Annotated in this window: 19 protein-coding genes and 1 tRNA gene; 12 read left to right on the top strand and 8 right to left on the bottom strand. The window is 74.1% G+C overall.

Annotation, left to right across the window (positions count from 1 at the left end; genetic code table 11):
* Position 1: 1 nt before the first annotated feature.
* Positions 2-1,531 (bottom strand): AMP-binding protein, encoded by a 1,530-nt coding sequence (locus PIR53_03885; protein ID WZH53139.1) that lies wholly within the window; start codon positions 1,529-1,531, stop codon positions 2-4.
* Positions 1,532-1,703: 172 nt separating this feature from the next.
* Between PIR53_03885 and PIR53_03880 the strand changes: the two genes are divergently transcribed.
* The 3 genes from PIR53_03880 to PIR53_03870 are packed head-to-tail and all read left to right on the top strand — an operon-like array spanning position 1,704 to position 4,254.
* A complete protein-coding gene (locus PIR53_03880) occupies positions 1,704-2,084 on the top strand; it encodes a hypothetical protein (GenBank protein ID WZH53138.1) in 381 nt (126 codons plus the stop codon).
* Between the two features lie 50 nt (positions 2,085-2,134).
* Entirely contained in the window at positions 2,135-3,595 is a 1,461-nt protein-coding gene (locus tag PIR53_03875; GenBank protein ID WZH53137.1) for a HAMP domain-containing sensor histidine kinase, read from the top strand.
* Positions 3,580-4,254 (top strand): response regulator transcription factor, encoded by a 675-nt coding sequence (locus tag PIR53_03870; protein ID WZH53136.1) that lies wholly within the window; start codon positions 3,580-3,582, stop codon positions 4,252-4,254. The genes PIR53_03875 and PIR53_03870 overlap by 16 nt, the downstream gene beginning before the upstream one ends.
* Positions 4,255-4,324: 70 nt before the next feature.
* On the opposite strand, the gene PIR53_03865 is transcribed toward PIR53_03870, so the two are convergent.
* From PIR53_03865 to PIR53_03845, 5 genes are all read right to left on the bottom strand, one after another.
* Complete coding sequence (locus PIR53_03865; protein ID WZH53135.1) at positions 4,325-4,780, bottom strand: hypothetical protein; 456 nt, start codon at positions 4,778-4,780, stop codon at positions 4,325-4,327.
* 119 nt (positions 4,781-4,899) lie between these two features.
* Positions 4,900-4,973: transfer RNA gene (locus PIR53_03860), tRNA-Val, on the bottom strand.
* A 247-nt stretch (positions 4,974-5,220) separates the two neighbouring features.
* Positions 5,221-5,766, bottom strand: coding sequence for a peroxiredoxin (locus tag PIR53_03855; GenBank protein WZH53134.1), 546 nt, complete (start codon positions 5,764-5,766; stop codon positions 5,221-5,223).
* A gap of 67 nt (positions 5,767-5,833) precedes the next feature.
* Positions 5,834-7,465: an AMP-binding protein gene (locus PIR53_03850; protein ID WZH53133.1), complete on the bottom strand. Its 1,632-nt coding sequence runs from the start codon at positions 7,463-7,465 to the stop codon at positions 5,834-5,836.
* 122 nt (positions 7,466-7,587) lie between these two features.
* Positions 7,588-8,028, bottom strand: coding sequence for a DUF3052 domain-containing protein (locus PIR53_03845; protein WZH53132.1), 441 nt, complete (start codon positions 8,026-8,028; stop codon positions 7,588-7,590).
* Between the two features lie 235 nt (positions 8,029-8,263).
* Here PIR53_03845 and aceE point away from each other — a divergent pair, with 235 nt between their 5' ends.
* From aceE to PIR53_03815, 6 genes are all read left to right on the top strand, one after another.
* Positions 8,264-11,065: a pyruvate dehydrogenase (acetyl-transferring), homodimeric type gene (gene aceE, locus PIR53_03840; GenBank protein WZH53131.1), complete on the top strand. Its 2,802-nt coding sequence runs from the start codon at positions 8,264-8,266 to the stop codon at positions 11,063-11,065.
* Between the two features lie 94 nt (positions 11,066-11,159).
* Complete coding sequence (locus PIR53_03835) at positions 11,160-13,064, top strand: dynamin family protein (GenBank protein ID WZH53130.1); 1,905 nt, start codon at positions 11,160-11,162, stop codon at positions 13,062-13,064.
* Positions 13,061-13,504: a hypothetical protein gene (locus PIR53_03830; protein ID WZH53129.1), complete on the top strand. Its 444-nt coding sequence runs from the start codon at positions 13,061-13,063 to the stop codon at positions 13,502-13,504. The genes PIR53_03835 and PIR53_03830 overlap by 4 nt, the downstream gene beginning before the upstream one ends.
* Positions 13,501-14,934: a dynamin family protein gene (locus PIR53_03825; protein WZH53128.1), complete on the top strand. Its 1,434-nt coding sequence runs from the start codon at positions 13,501-13,503 to the stop codon at positions 14,932-14,934. Before PIR53_03830 ends, PIR53_03825 begins: the two co-directional genes overlap by 4 nt.
* 57 nt (positions 14,935-14,991) lie before the next feature.
* The gene (locus tag PIR53_03820; GenBank protein WZH53127.1) at positions 14,992-17,337 is read left to right on the top strand and encodes an Hsp70 family protein; all 2,346 of its coding nucleotides are present in this window, start codon (positions 14,992-14,994) and stop codon (positions 17,335-17,337) included.
* 70 nt (positions 17,338-17,407) lie between these two features.
* Positions 17,408-17,941 (top strand): sigma-70 family RNA polymerase sigma factor, encoded by a 534-nt coding sequence (locus tag PIR53_03815; protein WZH53126.1) that lies wholly within the window; start codon positions 17,408-17,410, stop codon positions 17,939-17,941.
* 84 nt (positions 17,942-18,025) lie between these two features.
* Here PIR53_03815 and PIR53_03810 read toward each other — a convergent pair whose 3' ends face one another.
* Positions 18,026-18,766 carry a hypothetical protein gene (locus PIR53_03810; protein WZH53125.1) on the bottom strand — a complete coding sequence of 247 codons (741 nt, stop codon included), beginning with the start codon at positions 18,764-18,766 and terminating at the stop codon, positions 18,026-18,028.
* Between the two features lie 157 nt (positions 18,767-18,923).
* Entirely contained in the window at positions 18,924-19,943 is a 1,020-nt protein-coding gene (locus PIR53_03805) for an alpha/beta fold hydrolase (protein ID WZH53124.1), read from the bottom strand.
* A gap of 114 nt (positions 19,944-20,057) precedes the next feature.
* Between PIR53_03805 and PIR53_03800 the strand changes: the two genes are divergently transcribed.
* The 3 genes from PIR53_03800 (at position 20,058) to PIR53_03790 (ending at position 23,619) form a co-directional block, all read left to right on the top strand.
* Positions 20,058-21,332: a helix-turn-helix domain-containing protein gene (locus tag PIR53_03800; GenBank protein ID WZH53123.1), complete on the top strand. Its 1,275-nt coding sequence runs from the start codon at positions 20,058-20,060 to the stop codon at positions 21,330-21,332.
* A 92-nt stretch (positions 21,333-21,424) separates the two neighbouring features.
* Positions 21,425-22,609, top strand: a complete 1,185-nt coding sequence (locus PIR53_03795) for an acyltransferase domain-containing protein (GenBank protein WZH53122.1) — start codon at positions 21,425-21,427, stop codon at positions 22,607-22,609.
* Positions 22,609-23,619, top strand: a complete 1,011-nt coding sequence (locus PIR53_03790) for a ketoacyl-ACP synthase III (GenBank protein ID WZH53121.1) — start codon at positions 22,609-22,611, stop codon at positions 23,617-23,619. Before PIR53_03795 ends, PIR53_03790 begins: the two co-directional genes overlap by 1 nt.
* Position 23,620: the final 1 nt, after the last annotated feature.

The raw sequence follows: 23,620 nt of genomic DNA, 5'->3' as shown, positions 1-23,620 counted from the left end.
GTCAGTTCACCTGGCGGGTCTGCCCCTCCCAGTACGGCGCGCGGAGCTTGAACTTCTGCAGCTTGCCCGTCGCGGTGCGGGCCAGCTCGTCGCGGATCTCGACCGACGTGGGGGCCTTGTAGCCCGCCAGTCGCTGCTTGCACCAGGCGATCAGCTCCGCCTCGTCGGCGGACGTGTCCGGTGCGAGCACGACGAGGGCCTTGATGGTCTCGCCCCACTTCTCGCTCGGCACGCCGATGACGGCGACCTCGGCGACCGCCGGGTGGGAGAAGAGTGCGTCCTCCACCTCGATCGACGAGACGTTCTCGCCGCCCGTGATGATGACGTCCTTCTTGCGGTCGTTGATGGTGAGGTAGCCGTCCTCCAACGTGCCGCCGTCGCCCGTGTGGAACCAGCCGTCGGCAAGGGCCTTCTCGGTCTCCTCCGGTTGCTGCCAGTAGCCCTCGAGCACCTGGTTGCCCCGGGCGAGCACCTCGCCGTGGTCGTCCACCGCGAGCCGCACGCCCAGCGCCGGCGCACCCGCGCGCACGAGGCGGGCCGCCCGCTCCTCGGGCTCGAGGTCGTCCCACTCGGCACGCGAGCGGTTCACCGTGAGCAGCGGCGAGGTCTCGGTGAGGCCGTAGATCTGGATGAACTCCCAGCCCAGCTCCTCCTCCACGCGCGCGACCGTGCGGGTCGGCGGCGGCGCGCCCGCCACGATGACGCGGACGCGGTCGCGCCCCGGGACCGGTCCGTCCCACGTCTGGGCGGCCTCCAGCACCGCCGCGACGACCGCGGGGGCGGCGCACAGGAAGGTCACGCCGTGCTCCTCGATCCGACGCAGGATCTCGGCCCCGTCGACCTTGCGCAGCACGATCTGCGGCACGCCCAGGCCGGTGGTCGCGAACGGCATCCCCCACCCGTTGGCGTGGAACATCGGCAGCGTGTGCAGGTAGACGTCGCGGTCGGTCACCCCCGCGTGGAGGGCGAAGGTCGTCGCGTTGACCCAGATGTTGCGGTGGGTGATCTGCACGCCCTTGGGTCGCGCCGTCGTGCCCGACGTGTAGTTGATGCACGCCGTGGCGGACTCGTCGGGCTCCCACGGCCGCGGTTCGGCCCCCGCCGGGGCGTAGAGGTGCTCGTCCTGCCCCAGCACGTAGCGGTGCTCGCACGCGACGTCGGCCAGCGCCTCGTCGATCTCGGGGTCGACGTAGAGCACCCGCGCCCCCGAGTGCTCGACGATGTAGCGCACCTCGTCGGGGCGCAGCCGGAAGTTCACCGGCACGAGCACGCGGCCCGAGCCCGCGACGCCGAAGAACGAGGCCAGCAGGCGGGCGCTGTTGTGGGACACCACCGCGACCCGCTCCCCCACCGCGATGCCCAGTGCGTCGAGGTGGGCGGCCTGGCGGGCCGCGAGGTCCCCGAGCTCGCCGTACGTCAGCGTGCCGAGGGACGGCGCCGGCTGGTCGGGCTCGTCGACCACGCCGATCCGGTCCGGGTAGACGGTCGTCGCGCGATCCATGAAGTCGCGCACGCTCAGGGGGACGATCACCGGTGGGCCTCCTCGTCGTGGTCGGGCATCGTGGTGTGACGCCGACCACCCTAGGACCCGTCGGGTTGCGACGGCGTTGCCGCCTGCGTGTCCTTGCAGTGGGGCCAGCACCATGAGAGTCCTCTCATGGTGCTGGGCTCCTCCACCGTCCTGCGGCAGGATCGGCCACACCATGTCCTCCCTCCTCAAGATCCTGCTCGGCGTGACCGTCGGCCTGCTCGTCGGCGGGTTCGGCGTCAGCGTGCTGGCCGCCGAGAGTCCCGATCCGCAGGTCGGACCGGTGGTCGCGCCCGCCACGCCCACCGCGGACTCCCCGACGACCGACGCCACGGCGTCGCCCTCCCCCACGGACGCGCCCTCCGCGCCGGCGACGAGCGCCCCGGCCGCCCCCACCTCGGAGCCGCAGAACGTCGTGCCCGGCCCGCAGCCCGTCGAGGACGACGACAGCGACGACCACGGCGGGGACGACGACGGGGACGACGGGGACGACGGGGACGACGGCAGCGGGGACGACCGGGACGACGACGGGGACGACGACGGGGACGACGACTGAGCCCGTCGCCCGCCTCCATCCCTCCCCGTGCCGTGCGCCCGGGCCTCTCCGTGCGCCTGCGGATCACGGCCACGGTCGCCGTGCTCGTCGCCCTGGCGCTGGCGGGTGCGGGCTTCAGCTTCTACGTCATCGAGGACCGCCGCATCGACACCGTCCACGTGCAGGCCGTCGAGCAGGAGCTCGACGAGTTCCGCCGGCTCGCGACGACGTCGGGCCCCTACCACCTACCCGGCGCGGAGGACCCGCTCACCGGCGTCGCGCCGGTCGGCGTGGCCGACCTCCTCTACGGCTTCGTGCAGCGCAACGTGCCCACGGAGGAGGAGAAGCTCGTCGGCTGGTGGGAGGACGGCGCGCGGATCGACCAGGCCGAGCGGGGCTCGGCGGAGGACGTCGCCGGCACCGTCGCGTTCGCCGCGGCCGTCCGCCCGCTCGTCGACGACGGTGGTTCGGTGCGCACCACCATCGAGGGCCAGTCGCTGCTCCTGACGGTGCAGCCCGCCTCGGTGGAGGAGGGCGGGACGACGTCGCGGGGTGCGCTGGTCGTCGTGACCTACACCGACGTCGCCCACCAGCAGCTGGCGGACACGGTGCGCACCTACGCGCTCGTGGCGTTCGCGGCGCTGCTGCTCGTCGTGGCCGTGGCGTCCTGGCAGTCGGGACGGCTGCTGCGTCCGCTCCGGGTGCTGCGCCGCAGTGCCGAGGAGATCAGCGGCACCGATCTCTCGCGGCGCGTGCCCGAGACCGGCAACGACGACATCACGGACCTCACCCGCACCGTCAACGGCATGCTGGCCCGGCTCGAGGCCGCCTTCACCGGCCAACGGCAGTTCCTCGACGACGCCGGGCACGAGCTGCGGACGCCCCTGACGATCCTCCGCGGGCACCTCGAGCTGCTCGAGACCGAGTCCCCGGAGGCCCGCGAGACGCGAGACCTGCTGCTCGACGAGGTGGACCGCATGGCTCGCCTCGTGGGCGACCTGCTGCTGCTCGCCAAGAGCGACCGGCCCGACTTCCTCACGACCGGGCCGGTGGACGTCGCCGACCTGGCCGCCAGCGTCCTGTCGAAGGCGCGCGCGCTGGGTCCGCGGGACTGGACCCTCGACGTACCCACCGGGGAGGTCGCGCCACCCGTCCTCGACGCCGACGAGCAGCGCCTCACGCAGGCGCTGCTCCAGCTCTGCGACAACGCGGTCAAGCACACCGCCCCGGGCGACGTGGTCGCCGTCGGCTGGGACGCGACGCCGGACGGGGCGCCGGACGGGCAGGTGCGGCTCTGGGTGCGGGACAGCGGCCCGGGCGTCCCCGAGGCGGACCGCGAGCGCATCTTCGAGCGGTTCGGTCGCAGCCACGTGCCCGCCGACGACGAGGGCTTCGGGCTGGGGCTCTCCATCGTCGCGGCCATCGCCGCCGCCCACGGCGGGGACGCCGCCGTCACCTCGGCCTCCCCCACCGGCGCGATCTTCGTGCTCACGATCCCGACCCGAAAGGAACCCGCGTGGCCAGCATCCTGATCGTCGAGGACGAGAGCCGGATCGCGTCCTTCGTCGCCAAGGGCCTCCGCGCCGACGGCCACAGCGTCACCGTCGTCGGCGACGGCGTCGACGGGCTCGACCACGCGCTCAGCGGGACGTTCGACCTCATGGTGCTCGACATCGGGCTCCCCCGCATGGACGGCTTCGAGGTGCTCGACCAGCTGCGCTCCCAGGGCTCGCGCATGCCCGTCATCGTGCTGACGGCCCGCGACTCCGCGACCGACACCGTCTCCGCCCTCGACGGCGGCGCCGACGACTACATGCCGAAGCCGTTCCGGTTCAGCGAGCTGCAGGCCCGCGTGCGGGTGCGGCTCCGCAACGCCGGCACCGGCGGCGGTGACGACCAGCGCGGCTCCGTGCTGAGCGCCGGCGGGGTCACGCTCGACCTCCGCACCCGCCGGGCCTCGGTCGGCGGGCGCACGCTGGAGCTGTCCGCCCGTGAGTTCACCCTCGCCGAGATGTTCCTGCGGAACCCCGGCCAGGTGCTGTCCCGCGAGCAGCTGCTCGACACGGTCTGGGGCCTCGACTTCGACCCGAGCTCGAACGTCGTCGACGTCTACGTGGGCTACCTGCGCAAGAAGTTCGGCGCCGGGGCCATCGGCACCGTGCGCGGCATGGGCTACCGCTTCAACGGCTGACGGCCCCGACACGCGTCGTGGCCCCAGCGCACCGTCCTCCGGTGCGCTGGGGCCACGACTCCGGGGTGAGTCAGTCGTCGTTCCCGTCGTCCCCGTCGTCGTGGTCGTCGTCGTGCTCGTCGTCGTGGTCGTCACGGTCGTCGTCACGGTCGTCGTCACCGTCGTCGTCGCGGGACGGCACGGCGGCGGGCGGCGGGCCCACCGGACGCGGCGACGACGTCGCCGGTGCCGACGGTCGCGCCTCGGCCCGGTCGTCGCCGTCGTCCCGCGCGTCGGCGGTCGGCGCCGGCGTCGCGTCAGCGGTGGGCTCCGCGGTGGGCTCCGCGGTGGGCTCCGCGGTGGGCTCCGTGGACTGCGAGGCGGTCGCGCCCGTCGTACCCGTCGTGCCGGGCGTGCTGCTCGCCGCCGGGCCGACCACGTCGGTGCGGGTCGTCTCCGGACCACCCACGGACGGCAGCGCGAGCATCGCCGCGCCGATGACGCCCATGAGGGCGACGAACCCGGGGAGGATGACCTTCATGAGCATGCGGGGCTCCTTCGTCGAGGCCCGCACGCGGCGGGCCGGCTGATGGAGCAACCGTCACCGCCGGCGGTGAGGCCCGCGTGAGCCGTCCGTGAGAGGGCTCTCATGCGGTCCGCTGGAGGTGGGCGAAGAGGGGCTCGAACCCCCGACCTTCCGGGTGTAAACCGGACGCTCTGACCAACTGAGCTATTCGCCCGAAGCGGCGCTCAGCCTACGGGACCGCGGATCCGGCGTCGGCCTCGGCACGCGCATCGGCCCGCCCGCACGGCGGGGCGGCCGGAAACACAAGTGTCGCGCCGCCGGAGTCTCGGGTCTCCAGCGGCGCGACATGACGATCATGCATCGCGCAGACAACGAATTCACGTCGACGCCGCTCTTCGTCTCACGATGCGACACGTTCCCCTGCGGTGGTCCAGACCTGTCGAACGGATCGACCCCGCTCGTCAGACCGGCTCGCCGACCGCCTGCTGGAGAGCGGCGAGGTGGGCGTCGAGGTCGCGCCCCTGGCGGAGGTCGTTGTGCACCGCCCAGCTGATGGTGCCCCGGGGGTCGACCACGAAGGACGAGCGGCGCGGGGCGCCCCGCTCGGCGTCGAACACCCCGTACGCCGCGGAGACCGCGCCGTGCGGCCAGAAGTCCGAGAGGAGCGTCATGTCGAGGCCGTCGCGCTCGGCGAAGGCGCGCAGGGAGTAGACGGGGTCGCAGGACACGACCAGGACCTCCGTGTCGAAGGTGAGGAACGACGCCAGCCGGGCCTGCACGGCCCCGAGCTCGCCGGTGCACACCCCGGAGAACGCGAACGGGATGAAGAGCACCGCCACCGCCTTGCGGTCGCGGAAGTCGGAGAGCCTCACCGTCTGGCCGAACTGGTCGCGCAGCGAGAAGTCGGGCGCCGGGGCGCCGACCGGCAGCGCGGAGACGTCGTCGCACGCACCGCCCGCGCCGCCGCACGGCGTCGTCGCGCGCGCGTCGTCACTCATCGGGAACATGACGCCCATCCTCCCACCGCGCCCCGCCGGGATCGACCGGCCCCGGCTGGGACCGGCCGCACCGCCCTCAGCCCGCGTCGAGCTCGCGCTTGAGCACCTTGCCGGTCGCGTTCCGCGGCAGCTCGTCGAGCAGCACGATCTCGCGCGGCACCTTGTAGCGGGCGAGGTTCTGCTTGACCCAGTCCTTCAGCGACTGCTCGTCGGCCTGGGCGCCGTCGGCGAGCACCACGAAGGCGCGGAGGCGCTTGCCGAAGTCCTCGTCGTCGACGCCGATGGCCGCCACCTCGGCGACGCTCTCGTGGCGCGCGAGGCAGTCCTCGACCTCCTTGGGGAAGACGTTCTCGCCGCCGGAGACGATCATCTCGTCGTCGCGACCCTCGACGTAGAGCCGTCCGTCGGGGCCGAAGCGACCGACGTCGCCCGAGGACATCAGCCCGTCGACGACCTCCTTCGTGCCCCCGCCGGTGTAGCCCTCGATCTGCAGGTCGTTGCCGACGAAGATGCGGCCCGGCTCACCCGGTGGCACCTCCGCCCCCGTGTCGTCGAGGATCTTGACGACGGTGGCGTGCGGCAGCCGGCCGGCGGACGAGGGCGCCTCGCGCAGGTCCTCCGGGTCGGCGATGCTCGCCCAGGCCACCTCGGTCGAGCCGTACGTGCTGTAGAGGTTGTCGCCGAAGCGGTCCATCCAGGTGATCGCGAGGTCGCCCGGCAGGGCCGACCCGGACGACGCCACCACGGCCAGGTGGGGCAGCCGGTGCGCGTCCAGCTCGTCGGCCGGCAGCGCGAGGATCCGCTGGAGCATCACGGGGATCACCACGAAGGAGTCGCAGCGCTCGTCGGCGAGCACCGCGAGCGCCTCCTTCGGGTCGAAGCGGCGACGCAGCACCAGCGTCGTGCCGAGCAGCATGGCGAGCTGGTAGTGGGCGAAGCCCCACGTGTGGAAGAGGGGGGCCGCCACGTAGCAGCGCCACCGGGAGCGCAGGGGCATCCGCGACAGCAGGGACACCGCGGCCGGCACCCCGCCCTGCGGTCGCGGCGCACCCTTGGGCGTGCCGGTCGTGCCCGAGGTCAGGATGATGGTGCGGCCCTCGCGCTCCGGCGGGTCGAGCTCCGCCTCGTCGCCGCGGGCGATCAGCTCCTCCAGCGTGCGGACGCCGTCGTCCCGCCCGGTCGCGCCGCCGGGGGCCTCGGCGTCCACCCAGGCCAGCACCCGGTGCTCGACGTCGGCGGCGGCGAGCAGGTCGGTGAACTCCTCGTCGTGCACGACGATCCGCGGCGCCTCCCGCTCCAGCACGTCGACGAGCTGCGGCCCGGCGAAGGCGGTGTTGAGGTAGAGCACGTCGGCGCCGAGCTTGCTGGCCGCGACCGAGGCCTCGATGAAGCCCCGGTGGTTGCGGCACATGACGGCCACGCCGTCACCGGCCCGCACGCCCTCCTGCCGCAGCGCCGCGGCGAGGGCGTTGGTGCGGCGGTGGAGCTGGCCCCAGGTGAGCTCGCCCCGCTCGTCGACGACACCGACCTCGTCGGGCCACCGGAGGGCCGCGGTGCGGAAGCCCCCGGCCGGGCTGGTGCCCCAGGACCGCAGGGTGCCGAGCATCCCGGCGAGCACCCGCGGGGAGTAGGGCCGGACGATCCCTGCCCCCGCCAGGACCCGCAGGCTCGTGCCCGCATCCGCCACCTTCGTCCGCACTGCGCCCACGCCGCGCTCCTTCCGATCGCCTGCGCGTCACAGTAGCGAGGGCCGCCCCAGATGTGAACAGAAAGTGTCACTCTGAGTTACAGGACACGCACCCTCGCCGCCGGACGACGCCGCGCCTCGGATCAGGCCTGCTTGGGCGCCTCGAGACGTACGGCGCTCCACTCGCGGCTCACGGCGGCCGTGGTGGTCTGGGAGAGCCCGGCCGTGTCGGCGGCCTCGGCGATGTCCGCGGGCTCGACGGCCCCGGGGCGGCCGACCTTCGGGGTCAGGAGCCAGATCACGCCGCCGGCGGCGAGATCGGCGAGGGCGTCGACCAGGCCGTCGGTGAGGTCGCCGTCGTCGGCGCGCCACCACAGCACGACGGCGTCCACGACCGTTCCGTCGTCGCCGTCGACCATGTCACCGTCGATCGCGTCCTCGATCGCCTGCCGCAGCTCGTCATCGGTGTCCTCGTCCCACCCGAGCTCCTGGACGACCGTGCCGACCGTCAGCCCCAGCCGGCTCGCCGCGTTGCCCGCGGCTCCAGCGGTCTGGGTGGAACCTCCACCCGACGTCGCGCTCACTGAACCCTCCACTTCCCCGCCTGTCTCGACCTCTCGGTCCTGCCTGTCGCCGCGTGCCTGCACGCGGCGTGCCCCGTAGTCCAGCCGGTTTCCGCAGCCCGCGCAACCCATTCGGGCCCAACGGCCGCCGCGAGTTGCCGGCGCGGGCCCGGGACGACGCGCTCCATCCGCGTCCGCGCGCGAGCGCGGACGCGTACCCGTGGGTAGATTTCTTGTGACTGCGACACGTGCGACGATGGCCGACGTGACCGCTGACCCGACACCCCGACCCAGCCAGTCGCGTCCCACTTCGCCGTCCGTGATCCATGAGGGCCTGCCGACCCAGTTGCCCGACATCGACCCCGACGAGACGCACGAGTGGCTCGACTCCTTCGACTCCCTGATCGAGGACCGTGGGCGCGACCGCGCCCGCTACCTGATGCTGAGACTCCTCGAGCGGGCCCGTGAGAAGCAGGTCGGCGTGCCGGCCCTGCGCTCCACGGACTACATCAACACGATCCCGCCCGAGCGCGAACCGTGGTTCCCCGGCGACGAGGAGATCGAGCGGCGCATCCGGGCCTACATCCGGTGGAACGCCGCGATGATGGTGTCGAGCGCGAACCGCAAGGGCCTGGAGGTCGGCGGCCACATCGCGACCTACCAGTCCTCGGCCAGCCTCTACGAGGTCGGCTTCAACCACTTCTTCCGCGGCAAGGAGGCCCCGGGCGGCGGCGACCAGGTCTACATCCAGGGCCACGCCTCCCCCGGTGTCTACGCCCGCGCCTTCCTCGAGGGCCGGCTCTCCGAGGAGCAGCTCTACCGCTTCCGCCAGGAGGTGCAGCACGGCGTCGGGCAGGGCCTCTCGTCGTACCCCCACCCCCGGCTCATGCCCGGGTTCTGGGAGTTCCCGACCGTGTCGATGGGTCTCACGGCCATCGGGTCGATCTACCAGGCGCGCTTCAACCGCTACCTGCAGAACCGCGGCATCAAGGACACCTCGCAGCAGCACGTGTGGGCCTTCCTCGGCGACGGCGAGATGGCCGAGCCCGAGTCGCTCGGCGCGATCCGCGTCGCGGCACGCGAGGAGCTCGACAACCTGACCTGGGTCATCAACTGCAACCTGCAGCAGCTCGACGGCCCGGTGACAGGCAACGGCAAGATCATCCAGGAGCTCGAGTCCAACTTCCGGGGCGCGGGCTGGAACGTCATCAAGGTCGTCTGGGGCCGTGAGTGGGACCAGCTGCTGGCCCGCGACGTCGACGGCGTGCTCGTCAACAAGATGAACAGCACGCCCGACGGCGCCTTCCAGACCTACTCGGTCGAGTCGGGCGACTACATCCGCGAGAGCTTCTTCGGCGGCGACCCGCGCCTGCGCGCCATGGTCGAGCACATGACGGACGAGCAGATCCGCAAGCTCCCCCGCGGCGGCCACGACTACCGCAAGGTCTACTCGGCGTTCGACGCCGCGACCAAGCACACGGGTCAGCCGACGGTGATCCTGGCGCAGACCATCAAGGGCTGGACGATCGACTCCCTCGAGGGCAAGAACGCCACGCACCAGATGAAGAAGCTGACGAAGGACGACGTCAAGCGCTTCCGCGACCGGCTCTACCTGCCGATCTCGGACCGCGACCTGGACCTCGCCTACGAGCAGACGGGCGCCGCGCCGTTCTTCCACCCGGGCGAGAAGTCGCCCGAGATGGAGTACATGATGGAGCGGCGCAAGCAGCTCGGCGGTTCGCTGCCGAAGCGTGTCAACCGCTCCACGATGCTCAAGCTCCCGGGCGACAAGGTCTACGCCGAGCTCAAGAAGGGCGCCGGCAAGAACAAGGTCGCCACCACCATGGCGGCCGTCCGCCTGCTGCGCGACTGGATGCGCGACCCGGAGATCGGCGCCCGCATCGTGCCGATCGCGCCGGACGAGTACCGCACGTTCGGCATGGACTCGATGTTCCCGAGCGCCAAGGTCTACAACCCGATGGGCCAGACCTACGAGTCGGTCGACCGCAACATGCTGCTGGCCTACAAGGAGTCGACCTCGGGGCAGCTGCTCCACGAGGGCATCTCCGAGGCGGGCGCGATGGCGTCGGCGACGGCCGCGGGCTCGGCGTACGCCACCCACGGCGAGCAGATGATCCCGTTCTACATCTTCTACTCGATGTTCGGGTTCCAGCGGACCGGCGACTCGATCTGGGCCATGGCCGACCAGCTCTCCCGTGGCTTCCTCATCGGCGCCACCGCCGGCCGCACGACGCTGACCGGCGAGGGCCTGCAGCACGCCGACGGCCACTCCCCGCTGCTGGCCACGACGAACCCCGCGGTCGTGCACTACGACCCGGCGTTCTCCTACGAGGTGGCGCACGTGATGCGCTCGGGCCTCGAGCGCATGTACGGCGCGACCGAGCAGCACCCGCAGGGCGAGGACGTCATCTTCTACATGACGGTCTACAACGAGCCGGTCGCGCAGCCGGCCGAGCCCGAGGACGTGGACGTCGAGGGCATCCTCAAGGGCATCCACAAGGTGTCGACCTCGGAGGCCGAGGGCCCGCGCGTGCAGCTGCTCGCGTCGGGCGTCGGCTTCCCGTGGATCGCCGAGGCGCAGCGCCTGCTCGCCGAGGAGTGGGGCGTCGCCGCGGACACGTGGTCGGTGACCTCGTGGAACGAGCTGGCCCGGGACGGCGTCGCCGCCGAGGAGTGGAACCTCCTGCACCCGAGCGAGACCCCGCGCACGGCGTACGTCGCCGACAAGCTCGCCGGTTCCGGCGGGCCCGTCGTGGCGGTGTCCGACTACATGGCCGCGGTGCCCCTCCAGATCGCCCGCTGGGTGCCGGAGGACTACCGCGTGCTCGGCGCGGACGGCTTCGGCTTCGCCGACACCCGCCCGTCGGCCCGGCGCTTCTTCCACATCGACGCCCAGTCGGTCGTGGTCGCGGCGCTGCAGTCGCTCGCCGAGGCCGGCGAGATCGACCCGTCGGTGGTGCAGAAGGCGTTCGACACCTACCGCGTCGACGACCCGACGGCCGTGAAGGACGTCAAGCAGGAGGGCGGCGACGCCTGACGCGTCGTCACCCGACGAGGGGCCGCGGAGCCCGGACCGAGAAAAAGATCCACCGGTCCGGGAACTTCCGCGGCCCCTCGTGCATCCCACAGACGTGACCACCGTCCCGAGCCCGCCCGCCGCGCGGGTCGAGCCCCGCGAGTACCCCATCCGGGTGCGCCTGCAGCCGGGCCAGAAGAAGGCGCTCGGCGGAGCCGTCGGCCTGCTGACGAAGCTGGGCATGACGGAGGACGTGGCCCTCGCCATGACGCCGGTGAGCGCCGTGCCGCCCCCGCCGTCCGTGGTCGTGGTGGGCGAGGTTAAGCGGGGGAAGAGCACCCTGGTCAATGCCCTCACCGGCACCGAGGTCTCCCCCACGGCGGCCGAGGTCGTCACGACGGGCGTCATCGCGGTGGTGCCCCCGTCGGACGACCTGCCGGAGGGCACGGCGCGGGTCGAGCTCGCCGACGGCAGCCACCGCGACGCCCCCGTCGCCCAGGCCCTGGCGGCGCTCGCCACGGAGCCCGAGCCGTCGGCGGGCGGCCACCCGACCGCGCCCGTGCTCGAACCGACCACCGAGGGCGCCGACGCCCCGCCGGTGGGCGTCCGCGTCGCGGTGACCTCGCGCTGGCTCCCCGGCATCACCGTCCTCGACACCCCGGGCGTCGGGGGCCTGCGCGCCGTGCACGGCCGACGCGCGCGGGCGGCCGTGGAGCACGCCTCCCTCATGCTCTTCGTCTCCGACGGCGGGCAGGTGCTCACCGCGCCCGAGCTCGCCTTCGTCAGCGAGGTCGCCGCGGGCTCGGCCTCGGTCGTCTTCGTGCTCAGCCGCACCGACCGCAACCCCACGACCTGGGAGCAGGTCCTCGCCGATAACCGGCAGCTGCTCGCGACCCACGCCCCCCGGCTCGCGGACGCGCCCATCGTGCCCGTGGCCGCCACGTTCGCGTTGCAGGCGGCCCAGTACCCCGAGGCCGTCGCCGCGAAGCTCGTCGAGGCCTCCGGTCTCGAGCGCCTCGCCGAGGTGGTGCAGGCCAAGGTCGGCGACGCGGGACGGGCCCGGGTCGTGCAGGCGCTCGAGGCGTGCGACGCCGGGCTGGAGCGTGCCGTCGCCGGTCTCGAGCGCGAGGTCGCGCTGCTCGAGGGCGCCACCCCCGCCGCCGTCGACGCGATGGTGGGCGAGCGGGAACGGCTCGCCGAGCTGCGCCACGACCTGCGCACCTCGCGCCTCGAGCTGGAGCGCGACCTCGGACGTGTGCGGCACGCCGCGCTCGAGGTGCTCAACCGCGGCGCCGACGACGTCGTCACCCGGCTGGGGGCGACGATCCGGGGGCAGAAGCGGGCCGGCACGAAGTCCGCGAAACAGCAGTTCGCCTCGACCCTCGAGGCCGAGCTCGCGGTGCTCGTGCGCCACGTGCAGCACGTGCTCGACACCGGCATCCAGCGGGTCGTCGCGAACGCGTTCGCCGGGCTCGACGCCGCCCCCGGACGGACGTTCGGCTCGCCGATCGACCTGCGGGCGGCGCGCAGCGGCGTCCGCACCCGCGTCGCGGCGACGACGAGCTCGATGTTCGATCCCTCGGTGGCCACCACCGCGTTCCTCGGCGCCAACGTCGCCGCCCTCGTCGGGCTCGGCGGCCCGATCGGCATCCTCATCGCGGGCGGCTGGCTCACCATCAACATGGGCTTCCGCGGGATGCGCGAGGGACAGTCGCAGCTCAACGCGATCCTCAACGACAACGTCGCGACGCTGCGACGCGAGCTCACGACCGCGGTCGACGCGGTCGTGCGGGAGGTGCGCCCCGAGCTGTACGTCGCGATGGAGGACCACCTGAAGTCCTGCATCGGCGAGCTCGACGCCCTCATCAAGGCGAGCGAGACCCAGGCGGCCCGGTCGGCCGCCGAGCAGGAGCAGGCCACGAAGGACGCACGACGACGGCGCGACACGGTGGTCGCGCAACGAGCACAGGTGCTGGAGGAGCTCGACGCCCTCCGGCGGGAGGTGGCGGAGCTGACATGAGCGAGACCGACGAGACCACGACGACCACGGTCGACGCGCTGCAGGCGGCGTTGCTCGAGGACGTGCCCGACGACGTCTGGGCGTCGGCGCTCGAGGGGGCGCTCGACGCCGCCCCGGAGGCGGCCGACGACCTGGCGGGCCTGCTCCCCGAGGACACGGCGGCCGACGACGTGCTGGACGTGCTGGAGATCGACGACGACGTGTTCGGCGACGAGGCGACCGACCCGACCGACACGGAGGGGGCCGGCGACGGGGGCACGGGTGTCGCCGGCGACGACGCCGACGACGCGGGCGCGACCGCCGGCTCTGGGGCGGAGCAGGACGTCGAGGACGTCCTCGACGTGCTCGGGACGGACGACTGGGACGACTGGTCGGGCACCGACGACGGCGACGCAAGCGCGACAGACGTCGACGTGCACGACCCCGGCTCCGACCTGTGACGGGGACGCCCGACCGCAGGGGGGTCACCGACGTCGTCGACCGCCTCCTCCTCGACCTGGCGCAGGGCCTCCCCGCGGAGCTCCGGCGACCGTTCGACGAGGTGCGGGAGACGCTCCACGCCCCGCTCCGGCTCGCGGTGGTCGGGCGGGTCAAGGCGGGCAAGTCCACGCTGGTCAACGCCCTCGTCGGCCGGCGCGTGGCTCCGACCGCCGCCGGGGAGTGCACCCAGGTCGTCACCTGGTACACCTACGGCAGCCCGGACCGGGCCGAGGTGCAGCTGAGGGACGGCTCCACCCGCCCCCTGGACCACGGTGCCGTGCCCGCGTCCCTCGACGTCCCCGTCGACGAGGTGCGGCGGATCGTCGTGCACCTCCAGGCCGGCGCCCTGCGCGACCTGACGCTCATCGACACCCCCGGTCTCGCGACCCTGACGGCCGCCAACGAGGAGGCCACGCGTCGGGCCCTGCTGGGCGACGGGTCCTCGACCGCCGCCGCCGGTGACGCCGACGCCCTCCTCTTCGCCATCCGCGAGGCCGAGCGCCAGGACGACTTCGACTTCCTCCGCGACTTCCACCGGGCGTCCGGATCGCTGTCGGCCACCGCGGTCAACACGGTCTGCGTGCTGACGCAGGCCGACCTGTTCGGCGACGGGGACCTGTCCGGGGAGGACCCGTTCGTCCTCGCCCGCGGCGTGGCGGACCGGATCGCGATGGAGCACCCCACCGACTTCTCCGCCGTCGTGCCGGTCTCGGGCCTGCTCGCCCAGACGGCGCGGACCGGTCTCGTCACGGAGCAGCTCGCCCGCACGCTGCGCCAGCTCGAGGCGGCCGATCCGGTCCTCCTGCGGCTCTGGCGCCAGATCGGGGCCCCGGACGGGGTGGGCGACGCCGAGATGACCGGCCTGTGGGACGCGATCGGCCCCTACGGCGTCGTCGCCGGGCGCGCGGTCGCGCCCGAGGGCGCCGCCGCGCTCCGCACGTGGTTGGCCGCGACCTCCGGACTCGACGAGCTCGACACCGCGATCCAGCGCCAGCTGCTGCCCCGGGCCCACCTCATCAAGGCGATCCGCGCGCTCTCCGTCGCGGCGACGCTCGCGCCGGGCCTGCCCGACCCGGAGGACGCCCGGGCCCGGATCGAGGCAGCGCTCCTCGCGCCCGCGCTCCACCCGCTGGCGGAGCTGCGCGCCCTGCGCCTGCTGGGCGCCCACGCGCCCGCGTCACCGCTCGTGCCGCGGCTCGAGGCCGTCGTCGACGATCCCGACGGGGTCCTCGAGGCGGCGTCGGGCGCAGCGGCCGAGCTGCGTCGCGCCGCGGCGTACGCGGCCGGGGAGGCGACCCGCTCGGTCGTGCCCGCCGAGATCGAGGCGGCCCGGGTGCTGGCGAGGTCCTACCAGCTGCTCGCGCGCCGCGTGGCAGGATCGCCGTCGTGACGCGCCGCGGTCCCGTGGGGCGTGGAGGACCGTCGACCTGACAGGGGGTGCGCACGCGTGGCGTGGACGCTGTCGATCGACTACGGCACGACGAACACCACCGCCGCCGTGCGCCTCGACACCGGGCCGGCCCGGAGCGTGCGTCTCGGGCCGGACGGCACGATGCCCTCGGCGGTGCTGCTGGCCGACGACCGCCTCGTCGTCGGCGCGGAGGCCCTCGCCGGGCGCCGGTCCGCGCCCGAGCTCTACGTCGGCTCGCCGAAGCTCCTCATCGGTCAGGACGCCGTGCTGCTGGGCGACCAGGAGGTCGAGGTCGTCGCGCTCGTCGCCCCCACCCTCCGGCACGTCCTCGACGCCGCTCGGCGCGAGGTGGCGGACACAGGCCGTGCCGGCCCGGAGCCGGAGCGGGTCGTGCTCACCTACCCGCAGACGTGGGCGCGTCCCCGCCGCCGCGCGCTGGAGGAGGCCTGGCGGCGTACCGGCTCGACCGCGCCCGTGACCCTCGTCGCGGAGCCGATCGCCGCCGTCTCGTGGTTCGCGGACGCCGAGCGGCTGCCCGACGGCGCCGACGTCGCGGTCCTCGACTTCGGCGGGGGCACCTGCGACGTCGCGGTGCTCCACCACCGCGCCGGCGCCGCGGCGCCGCTGGAGATCACCGCGCACGCCGGTCTCGACGACCTCGGCGGCAGCACCATCGACCACGTCTTCGCGCTGTGGGTCCGCACCCAGGTGCGGGCGCAGGGCCACGTCGACCTCGACGAGGCCCTCGACCGTCCCGAGCACCTCGCCGACCTCCACGCCCTGTACGACGCGGCACGCGAGGCGAAGCACCGGCTCGCCGACTGGGAGTACGCCGACGTGCCGGTCACCGCAGGCGCGTCGACCACGGCGGTGACCGTGACGATCGCCGAGTTCAACCAGATCGTCGCGCACGAGCTCGAACGGGCGCGGGCCCTCCTCGGGCGCAGCCTGGAGGCGGCGGGCGTGCGAGCCGCGTCCCTCCACGGGCTCTACCTGACCGGCGGATCCTCGCGCCTGCGGTGGGTGCACCAGATGGCCGCCGACCTCCTCGGTGGTCGCCCCGCCCACCTGGCGGAGCCCCACCTGGCCGTCGCGCTGGGCGCGCACACCGCGACGCGCCTGCGGGTCGTCGAACGTGCCGACGCGGAGTCGAGCCGCTTCATCACGCTGCGGGGCCTGCAGGCGGTGCCCGACCGGTCCCGCAGCGGCACGCTGCCCCCGCCGGACCCGTCCACGAGGCGCGTGAGCGCGCCGCCGCCGGCCCGTCCGCGTCCGATGGGCCCTGGGGGCTCCGCCCAGCCCGGCCCGCCTCCCCGGGGTGCGGCCCGCCCTGCTCCCCCACCGGAGGTGCCACCGCCCGGTCGCACCGCGGGCGAGCTGCTGCTGGCCGGCCACCCCCGGCTGCGGGCCGCGGCGGACGGCGCCCCGGAGCTGCGACGCCTCCTCGAGCAGCCCCCCGTGCTGGTCGCGCTCCTGGCGGTGCCCGCCCTCCTGGAGCAGGTGGCCCGGCACCCGGCACTGCTCCTCACTCCGGCCCCCGACGGCCGGCCGCGGGCCCTGCGCGCTCCGGACGACGTCGACTCGGCGGTGCTGCCGGTGCGCACCTTCCTCGGCACCGAGCCGGCGTGGGCGCGCGCGCTCGACGACCCGGCGTGGCGGGCCGACTTCGTCGCCCGCCAGGGCGGGGGCCCGGAGTGGGCGCACCGCCTGGTGACCGCGTGGGCCCGTCTCGCCTCGACCGAGCAGGCCGCCGTCCGCGCCGATCCGGCGTGGCAGCCGCCGGCGACCCCGCCCCCGCCGTGGATCACGCGTGCCCCGGGCCGCGTCACCGTGGCGGTGCCGACGGTCGTCACGGCGCCCGCCGCACCGGTCCCCGGCCCGCCGTCGGCGACGAGCAGCGCCCAGCGCGAGGTGCTCGAGGTGCTGGCCGCGCGCGGCTGCTTCACGGCCCCGCAGACCTTCCGCCAGCGTCTCGACGCGGCCCGCGACCCGCGGCTGCCGACCCGCCGCGCGCGGGTCACGCTCCAGACGGCGGGCGGCGGGCAGGTCGACCTCGATCCCTACCTGTTCCCGGGCGGTCGCCACCGCTCCGGGGGCGGGGCACCCGACCGCGAGCTCCCGCCGTACCTGCTCCTGCTCCCGGTGGCGGAGCGCGGCGACGCCCCGGTGCTCGTGCTCACCGCGGACCTCGTCACCTCCGTCGCCCCGCGCCCCGGATCGCCGGGGGGCGCTCTCGACCCGCGCCCGGGCGTGGTGGTCGACCTCGCCGCCGAGGTGGGGCCGGCGGACGCACCGCTGGGACGCCGCCTCGACCTGGCCACGCGCGACGTCGGCCTGGGCGTCGACCTGGCCCGCGCGCTCGGACGACCGTGGCGCGGGTGAGGCCTCCCGGGAGCCGACCGTGCGTGGCAGACTGCCCGCACCCCAGCAGCAGCACCGACCGGAGGCACGGATGACCGTCCTGGACGCCCTCGACGACGCGGCGCTGCTGGAGCGGGCCCAGGCCGGCGACCCGGCCGCCTTCGACGCCCTGGTGCGCCCTCGCCGCTCCCGTCTCTGGTCGGTCTGCCTGCGGGTCGTCGGCGACCGCCAGGACGCGGAGGACGCCCTCCAGGACGCCCTCACCGCGGCGTGGCTCCACCTCGGCTCCTTCCGGGGCGAGGCCCGGTTCGACACGTGGCTCTACCGGATCGCCTCGAACGCGGCCCTGGCCGTCGCCCGGCGTCGCCGCGAACGCGCGGTGGACCCGAGCGAGCTGCCCGAGGACACCGACGTGCTCCGCGACCACGCCGACCAGGTGGCGGACGTCGACCGGGTGCGCCGCGCGCTCGCGGCCCTGCCCGAGCAGTTCCGCGAGGCGATCGTGCTGCGCGAGCTGGCCGACCTCACCTACGAGGAGATCGCCGCCCACCAGGGCGTCGGGGTGCAGACGGTGAAGAGCCGCCTCAACCGCGCCCGCGCGCAGCTGGTCGCCGGCCTCTCCTGACGCACCGGTGCCGGGCCCGGCGAGCCCCCCGCGCTCTCCGGACCCGGCACACGGGTCGGTCTGGTGCAGCCTGGTGCTGACGGATCAGGCGTCGAGCGTGCTCTCCAGCCCGCTGTCGCCCGCCGCACCGTCGTGCACGACGGTGTCGGTGTAGCCGTCGCCGTCCGTGTCGACCTCGACGGTGTCGATGTAGCCGTCGCCGTCCGCGTCGTACGCGATCTCGTCGGTGTAGCCGTCGCCGTCGGTGTCGGTCTCCACGACGTCGGCGTACCCGTCGCCGTCGGTGTCCGTGGCGACCGTGTCCACCCAGCCATCGCCGTCCGTGTCGGTCTCGACGGTGTCGACGTAGCCGTCGCCGTCGGTGTCGGTCTCACGCGTGTCGACGTAGCCGTCGCCGTCCGCGTCGTACTCGATCGAGCTGGGCGCGGGCGGAGGCGTGGGCTCCGCGTTGGAGGCGTAGACGTAGCCGCCCTCGCCGTCGACGCTCACGGTGTCGAGGACGCCGTCGCCGTCGGCGTCGGCGACGTAGCCCGAGGTGTCGACGTAGCCGTCGCCGTCGGTGTCGGTCTCCGCGTAGTCGGGGACACCGTCGCCGTCCGTGTCGTAGACGGCCGTGTCGGCGTAGCCGTCGCCGTCCGCGTCGACGAGCACGGTGTCCATCACGCCGTCGCCGTCGGTGTCGACCGCCGCGGTCTCCTCGTAGCCGTCGCCGTCGGTGTCGGCGAGGACGGTGTCGACGAAGCCGTCACCGTCGGTGTCGTAGGCCGAGCCGGCGCCGCCGGGGGTGGCGCTGTCCGAGGCGGGCGTCGGGGTGTCGTTGCTCATGTCGGTCTCCTCCGGTGCGGTGCGGTGTCGGTGTCCTGGGGCGGGTCCGGCCCCGGGGGGCCGTTCCTCGTCGTTCATGGACTAGGAGGGACCGGAGGGGACGAATGTTCCCCGGATCACCAGAAGTTTTTTCGGCGAGCCCCGGCCGGGCGAGGGCTCAGGCGCCCCGGACGGCCTTGACGGCGCGGACCGCTCGGGGGCCGCGGGGCAGCGGCGTCGGCCGCACGGGACGGCTCCCGGCCTCCGCCTGCGCCACCGACGCGGCCGGGCCCCGGGTGAGGTAGCGACGCCAGCGGGCGCGGCTGTACGGCGCGGGACGCGTCGCCGCGACGAACTCCTCGAGGATCGCGACGAAGCGCTCGGGATGGTCCTTGTGCGGGAAGTGGCCGGCGTCGGGGACGAGCTCCACCCGCGCCCGCGGCGCGAGGACGGCGGCGTTGGCGGCGTGGGACGCCGGGATCACGCGGTCCTCGGTGCCCCAGACCACGAGCATCGGCATGGCCTCGGTCAGGTAGGCGCGGTCGGCCATGGTCACCACCTGGCCGTGCCAGTCGACGACGTGCCGCACCACGTGCCGGACCGCCGCCCGAGCCCGGGGGTCGCGGAACGTGTCGAGGATGGCCGCGATCTCGGGGAGGTCGCGCGTGTGGCCGGTGGGCACGTGACCGAGCGCGCGCAGCGAGCCCAGGACGGCGTGCCGCACACCGGGCAGCATGAGCGCGCCGACCGCCTGGTGGAACCCGGGCGTGGTGATGGCCCGGATGAACGGCGTGACCTCCGGCCCCAGCCCGCCGCTGGCGACGAGCACGAGACGCTCGGTGCGCTCGGGGTACTGGTAGGCGAACTGCATCGCGACGCCCCCGCCGAAGCTGTGGCCCACCACGGTCACCTTGTCGACCCCGAGCACCGTCAGCAGGTCCCGCATGCCGTTGGCGTAGCCGCCCACGCTGTAGTCGGCGCGCGGCTTGGCCGAGGCGCCGTGCCCCAGGAGGTCCGGCGCGATGACCGTGTGCGTGCGGGCCAGGTCCTGCACGACGGGCGCCCAGGTCGTGTGGTCGCAGCCGAGCCCGTGGAGGAGCAGCAGGACCGGGCCCTCGCCGGCGACCACGTAGGCGCGCCGGTGGCCGTGGACCTCGACGTACCGGACCTCGGGGGGAGCGGACGGGTTCGTGCCCACGGGTCCTCCTCACGCGTGACGACCGGACGACACGCATCCAACCAGGCCCACCACCGGAGCGGGCGGCCGTGACGCAGACGTCACGCAGCCGTGACCGGCCACTATCCTCGGACGGTGGTCACCCCTCCGCCCCCGCCCCCCTCGGCGGCGGACGACGCCGAGCACCGCGCGCGCACGGCCGACGCGCTGCAGCGGTCCCTCGGCAGCCTCAGCACCGCCGCGACGCAGCGGATGGAGACCGACGTCGCCTGGTTCCGCGACCTGTCGGCCGAGGACCGCTCCTGGGTGGGCTTCGTGATCCAGGCGGGCATCCGCAGCTTCGTCGAGTGGTGGCGCCACGGCGGTGAGGAGCAGCCCGCCGACACCGTCATCGCGGGGACCGTCTTCGGCGCCGCGCCCCGGGCCCTCGCCGGGGTGATCACGCTCCAGCAGACCGTCGACCTGGTGCGGCTCGCCATCGACGTCGTCGAGGCCAACGTCGAGCCCCTCCTCGAGCCGGTCGACCGCGCCGCGGTCCACGCCGGGGTGCTGCACTACGGGCGGGAGCTCGCCTTCGCGACCGCCCGCGTGTACGCACGGGCGGCGGAGCTGCGCGGGGCGTGGGACGCGCGCCTCGAGGCCCTCGTCGTCGACAGCGTCGTGCGGGGTGACGCCGACGCCGAGGTGCTGTCCCGGGCCAGTGCACTGGGCTGGGGGCAGGGCCGCGGCGTCTGCGTCGTCGTCGGCGAGGTGGCGACGAGCCGCTCGGCCCCGGACCTCGTGGGAGAGGTACGCCGCCGCGCCCTCACCAGCGTCTCCGACGTGCTGTGCGCGATCCAGGGGCACCGCCTCGTGGTGGTGCTCGGCGGCGTCGGACGCGAGGGAGGAGCCGGCACCGACGACGCCCAGGGCGAGCCGGGCGTGCTCAGCGCCGCCGCCTCCGTGCTCGGCCAGTTCGACGACGGTCCGGTGGTGGTCGGACCGTGGGTCGAGGACCTCGCCTCGGCCCACCTCTCCGCAAGGGAGGCCGTGGCGGCGCACGCCGTCGCGGGGGCGTGGCCCGACGCCCCGCGGCCGGTCCACGCACTGGACCTGCTGCCGGAGCGGCTGCTCGCCGGCGAGCGGGGAGCCGCCGCCCAGCTGCTCGACCACGTGCACCGCCCGCTGGCGGAGCACCGCTCGGCGCTCGTGCAGACGCTGACGACCTTCTTCGCGCAGCGGTCCTCAATCGAGGCCACCGCGCGGGCGCTCTTCGTCCACCCCAACACCGTGCGCTACCGCCTCGCGCAGGTCGCCGAGGTCACCGGGTGCACGCCGATCGACCCGCGCGACGGCTTCACGCTGCAGATCGCGCTGGCCCTCGGCCGGCAGGGCGTGCGGGAGGGAGTACGGGAGGGGACCGAGCAGTAACCCCGTTTTGGAGGGTCTCCACAACACAGAGCCCCTCAACTTCGTTCGCGGCGCGAGCGAGTGGTGGGAACACCACAAGGCACAGTAGGGGTGTGCTCGTCGTACTCGCGCCCGGACAGGGCGCCCAGACCCCCGGCTTCCTCCGCCCCTGGCTCGAGGACTCGACGTTCGCGACGCGGTTCGCCTACCTCTCCAGCGTCGCCGACCTCGACCTCGCCCACTACGGCACCGAGGCGGACGCGGAGACCATCCGCGACACGCAGATCGCCCAGCCGCTCCTCGTCGCGGCCGGCCTCGTCACCGCCCTCGAGCTGTTCCCGCACCCGGCCGACGGCTTCGACCGGGTCGGTGCCGTCGCGGGCCACAGCGTCGGCGAGCTCGCCGCCGCGGCCGGCGCCCGGGCCATCACCGCCGAGCAGGCGATGGTGCTCGTGCGCGAGCGCGGTCGCGCCATGGCCGCCGCCGCGAAGGTCACCCCGACCGGCATGACCGCCGTGCTCGGCGGGGACCGCGACGAGGTGCTGGCCGCGATCGCGAAGCACGGGCTCGTGCCCGCCAACGACAACGGCCCCGGCCAGGTCGTGGCCGCCGGCACCATGGAGCAGCTCGCGGCGTTCGCCGACGACGCGCCGGCGCGGGCGCGACTGCGCCCCCTGAGCGTGGCCGGCGCCTTCCACACGCACCACATGGCCCCGGCCGTGGACCACCTCGGCGGGCTCGCCGCGGCCGTGTCGACCCACGACGCACGCATCCCGGTCATCTCGAACCGCGACGGTCGTGTGGTGCACGAGGGCAAGGACGTGCTGCGCCGGATCGTGTCGCAGATCGCCAACCCCGTCCGCTGGGACCTCTGCATGGAGACCATGCTCGACCTCGGCGTCACCGGCGTGCTGGAGATGCCGCCGGCGGGCACCCTCACCGGCATCGCCAAGCGGGCGATGAAGGGCGTCGAGACGTTCGCGCTCAACACCCCCGACCAGCTGGACGACGCCCGCGACTTCGTGCGCAAGCACGGCGAGCGCTCCCTCATGACCACCAGCCCGACGTGGCGCATGGTCGTCGCGCCCGCGAAGGGCACCTTCGAGCGCGACGAGGAGGCGGGCGCCAGCGAGGTGCTCTCCCCCGACGCCACCATCGGCTCGATCGTCAGCCTCCGCGACCGCACGCCGGTCAAGGCCCTCCACGGCGGCCACGTCGTCGAGTGGCTCGTCGAGGACGGCGACCTGGTCTCCCCGGGCCAGCCCCTGGTCCGCCTCCACCCGTCGGGTGCCGCCTGATGGCCGCGGGCGTGACCCTCGGGACCGCGGAGGGGGCGGTGCACGCGCGGATCATGGGCGTCGGCGCCTACCGCCCGCGTCGCGTCGTCCCCAACAGCGAGGTCGTCGAGGCGATCGACTCCAGCGACGAGTGGATCCAGCAGCGTTCCGGCATCAAGGAGCGCCGGTGGGCCGCCGAGGACGAGACGGTCGAGATGATGTCCGTCGAGGCGGCGCGCGAGGCGCTGGCCGCGGCCGACATCGACGCGCGGCAGGTGGACTGCGTGGTCGTCGCGACCGTCAGCCACATGCTCAACCTGCCGTCGGCGGCGACCGCGATCGCCCACCGGCTCGGCACGGAGCAGGCCGCGGCGTTCGACATCTCCGCCGCCTGCGCCGGCTTCTGCCACGGCGTGGCCCTCGCCTCCGACATGGTGCGGGGCGGCTCCGCCCGTCACGTGCTGGTCATCGGCGTCGAGCGCCTCAGCGACATGACGGACCCGACCGACCGCGGCACCGCGTTCATCTTCGCGGACGGCGCGGGCGCGGTCGTGGTCGGTCCCTCCACGACCCCGGCCATCGGTCCGGTGGTCTGGGGGTCGGACGGCGAGCAGTACGACCTGATCCGCCAGAAGGCGGACTGGCGCGACGTCGTCGCCTCCGACTCCCCCACGTTCCCGTTCATGGCGATGCAGGGCGCAGCGGTCTTCCGCTGGGCCTCGTTCGCCATGGCGAAGACCGCGCAGCAGGCGGTCGACCGTGCCGGCATCAGCGTCGAGGACCTCGACGTGTTCGTGCCGCACCAGGCGAACATGCGCATCACCGACGCGATGGCCCGGGCCATGAAGCTGCCCGCCCACGTGCGGATCGCGCGCGACATCGCCGAGCAGGGGAACACGTCGGCGGCATCGATCCCCATGGCGCTCGCGCGCATGGTCGCCGACGGAGAGGCACGCTCGGGCGATCTCGCCCTCCTCGTCGCCTTCGGCGCCGGCCTGTCCTACGCGGCACAGGTCGTCGTCGTCCCCTGAG

The sequence above is a fragment of the Nocardioides alkalitolerans genome (assembly GCA_038184435.1).
Lineage (GTDB): Bacteria > Actinomycetota > Actinomycetes > Propionibacteriales > Nocardioidaceae > Nocardioides > Nocardioides alkalitolerans_A.
Note: the sequence above shows the minus strand (reverse complement) of the source record. Positions and strands in the feature narration are given on the sequence as shown.

Bases quoted from the DNA above. Each gene is read 5' to 3' on its own strand.
- PIR53_03790 (WZH53121.1), top strand. From the start codon at position 22,609: ATGGCCGCGGGCGTGACCCTCGGGACCGCGGAGGGGGCGGTGCACGCG.
- PIR53_03815 (WZH53126.1), top strand. From the start codon at position 17,408: ATGACCGTCCTGGACGCCCTCGACGACGCGGCGCTGCTGGAGCGGGCC.
- PIR53_03865 (WZH53135.1), bottom strand. From the start codon at position 4,780: ATGCTCATGAAGGTCATCCTCCCCGGGTTCGTCGCCCTCATGGGCGTC.
- aceE (WZH53131.1), top strand. From the start codon at position 8,264: ATGGCCGACGTGACCGCTGACCCGACACCCCGACCCAGCCAGTCGCGT.
- PIR53_03880 (WZH53138.1), top strand. From the start codon at position 1,704: ATGTCCTCCCTCCTCAAGATCCTGCTCGGCGTGACCGTCGGCCTGCTC.
- PIR53_03855 (WZH53134.1), bottom strand. From the start codon at position 5,766: ATGTTCCCGATGAGTGACGACGCGCGCGCGACGACGCCGTGCGGCGGC.
- PIR53_03830 (WZH53129.1), top strand. From the start codon at position 13,061: ATGAGCGAGACCGACGAGACCACGACGACCACGGTCGACGCGCTGCAG.
- PIR53_03810 (WZH53125.1), bottom strand. From the start codon at position 18,766: ATGAGCAACGACACCCCGACGCCCGCCTCGGACAGCGCCACCCCCGGC.